The sequence below is a fragment of the Bradyrhizobium hipponense genome, assembly GCF_008123965.1.
GTDB lineage: Bacteria > Pseudomonadota > Alphaproteobacteria > Rhizobiales > Xanthobacteraceae > Bradyrhizobium > Bradyrhizobium hipponense.
On sequence record NZ_VSTH01000167.1, the window covers coordinates 1 to 2447 of the forward strand.

Below are 2447 nucleotides of genomic sequence, written 5' to 3' on the forward strand. Positions count from 1 at the left end.
TTGCAACGCGCGGCCGGACCTAGTGCGCCGGGACGACTAATACGTTTATTCAATCACCTGATCCGCGCGGGCGAGCAACGTTGGCGGTATCCCGATGTTCAAGGCAGTGGCCGTCTTGACATTAATCACCAACTCGAACTTTGCCGGCTGTTGAATAGGAAGCTCGGCAGGCTTGACGCCTTTGATGATCTTGTCGACGTATGCCGCGCCTCTCCTGAAGAGATCGACGAGATCGGGGCCGTAGCTCATCAGTGCTCCCATTTCGGTCGCATCGCGATAACCAAAAATCGTCGCTAGTTGTGCCTCCCGCGCAGCATCAACGATATTACGCCGATACGTCCATAGGAGCCCCTCTGGAAAAACAATGAGCCCCTCGACGTTTCCGCGAAGTGAACGGAACGCAGTGTCGATGTCCTCGGCTCGGCGCACATCGTACGCGTTGAGAGTAAGCTTTTGCGATTGTGCTGCCTGCTTCACCGCATCAAGGTAGAAACGGCTGCCAGGATTCGCAGAATTCCAAAGTGCGCCAATTCGAGTGAGTTTAGGGGCTGCTTCGTGCAGAAGCTCGAGCATTTTGGCGTTTGTTTCCGGCGTGACCTCCAAAGAAAATCCAGTCAAGTTGCCGCCGGGATGAGAGATGCTAGCAGCTAGGCCACCTCCCACGGGATTAACGACGGCAAGCGCGACGATTGGTATCTGTGCTGTAGCCTTCTTGATAGCAACAGCTGGCGGATGGCCAGCCGTGACAATCACGTCCGGCTCACTCTGGACCAACTCCCGCGCTACATCGTCATATTGGCTCTCATGACCAGCCATCCAACGGTACCGGATCGAGATGTCCCGCCCCTCACTATAACCTAACTCCTTCAATCCTCGCCTGAAGGAATCAGCAAGAGGGTTCGGACCAGCCGCAACCGAAAAGAAAACCACTTGCAATACTTTTCCTGGTCTCTGCGCCTTAACCGATCGCGGCGCAAGCACAGTGATAATAATCCCGCTTGCAACGAGGCCTCGTCTATCGATCATGCGACGCTCCTCCTGAAGGTGCGTTACGCCTGTGCAAAGGCCACGATACACGCTTGTCCCCATCCGTGACCCGCGAAACAAGGTCGCAGCGAGAGAGAGGTGGTCAACCGTGAGGGCCGCTCTGGGTCAAAAGCTGCGCTGGGCGGCTTGCACGCCCCTGTTCGGGTCACCTTCAGGAACCAGACCTAGCGGTGCTCTGAGCTAAGGTCAGCCACGCACCAAACTCAGACGTTTCGCAAACGAGATCACCATTTCGGAAATAGATTTGTTGGTGTTTAAGCGCCAAGAACTTACTTCGCAAGACGCTGGGCATGTCAGTACCAGCCTGATCGCAGATCAACTTTATTCGGGTTCGTTGATCGGCACTGGCGAGTTACGGCTGCACGGCACGACCCAAGGTCATCGTACTCACGCAGAAGATTTAGGCCGCAGAAGGATGCGATTTACGTCTACACGTGCTAGACTGGCAGCCAAGATATTGGGCGTATTGACCATGAATGACCCATCTATCACGCGACGTTTGGCTGCAATTTTGCAGCGGACGTTGCCAGCTATAGCCGCTTGATGTCGACGGATGAAGAAGCGACCCTGCGGACTTTAGACGCCTATCGTCGCACGATGTCAGATCTTATATCCGAACATGCGGGCAGGATTTTTGGGACCGCCGGAGATAGCGTAATTGCGGAGTTCAGTAGCGCAGTCCAGGCGGTACGCGCGGCCGTGGCAATCCAGCGTTCGCTTGACCGCCACGATGCCGATCTTCCTCAGGACCGCCGGTTGGACTTTCGGATTGGCATCAACGTCGGCGACGTGATGGCGGATGGCGACAACCTGCTCGGCGATGGAGTGAATGTAGCTGCGCGACTCGAAGGGGTGGCTGAACCGGGCGGAATTTGCATCTCAGGTGCAGCGCGGCACGGCGGTGGTGGCCGGCCGCTCAACTCCGTCGGGCGATAACATGAGGATGTTCTCGTCAAGACTGCTGACGGTCATGAAATTCGTCGCGCCCGCCGTCTATGTCGCGGGAGCGATAGTGATCTGGCTGGATTTTCTGAGATCGAATCCCGATGGCCTTGCCAATATCTGGATTGCTATCTACACGTTTCCAATCGCCATGCTCGGCACCTTTCTGCTGCAAGGCGAATTCCCGTATCTGCCCGGCCGCTACTATGAATCGCACGCTCTCTACTTCTGGCCGAGTGTTGCCTTTCTCGCCCTTGCATTGTTTCTCGTATTCCATGCCTTGCAGAAGATCGTTCGCCGGGCGCCTTGAATGACGAGCCCGCGCATAGCCAAACCCGCCGGTTGGTCGCTCCAGCTGCTTCTCGACTATTCAGCCGGCGACTTCGACCTCGCGCACCCCACATTCATGACCACGTGCTCAGGGCCGGCATCCGAAAACCTTGTATGGGGCCTATTGG

3 protein-coding genes are annotated in these 2447 nt (G+C 56.4%); 2 read left to right on the plus strand and 1 reads right to left on the minus strand.

Going from position 1 to position 2447, the window contains the following annotated elements; all coding sequences use genetic code 11:
- Positions 1–45: 45 nt before the first annotated feature.
- Positions 46–1026, minus strand: coding sequence for an ABC transporter substrate-binding protein (locus FXV83_RS37025; protein ID WP_187436424.1), 981 nt, complete (start codon positions 1024–1026; stop codon positions 46–48).
- A gap of 564 nt (positions 1027–1590) precedes the next feature.
- On the opposite strand from FXV83_RS37025, the gene FXV83_RS37030 reads away from it, so the two are divergent.
- Positions 1591–1983: an adenylate/guanylate cyclase domain-containing protein gene (locus FXV83_RS37030; RefSeq protein WP_148744617.1), complete on the plus strand. Its 393-nt coding sequence runs from the start codon at positions 1591–1593 to the stop codon at positions 1981–1983.
- A 1-nt stretch (position 1984) separates the two neighbouring features.
- Positions 1985–2299, plus strand: a complete 315-nt coding sequence (locus FXV83_RS37035; protein WP_148744619.1) for a hypothetical protein — start codon at positions 1985–1987, stop codon at positions 2297–2299.
- The last annotated feature ends 148 nt before the right edge of the window (positions 2300–2447 follow it).

Coding starts and splice junctions, on each gene's coding strand:
- FXV83_RS37025 (WP_187436424.1), bottom strand. CDS start 1,026: ATGATCGATAGACGAGGCCTCGTTGCAAGCGGGATTATTATCACTGTG.
- FXV83_RS37030 (WP_148744617.1), top strand. CDS start 1,591: ATGTCGACGGATGAAGAAGCGACCCTGCGGACTTTAGACGCCTATCGT.
- FXV83_RS37035 (WP_148744619.1), top strand. CDS start 1,985: ATGAGGATGTTCTCGTCAAGACTGCTGACGGTCATGAAATTCGTCGCG.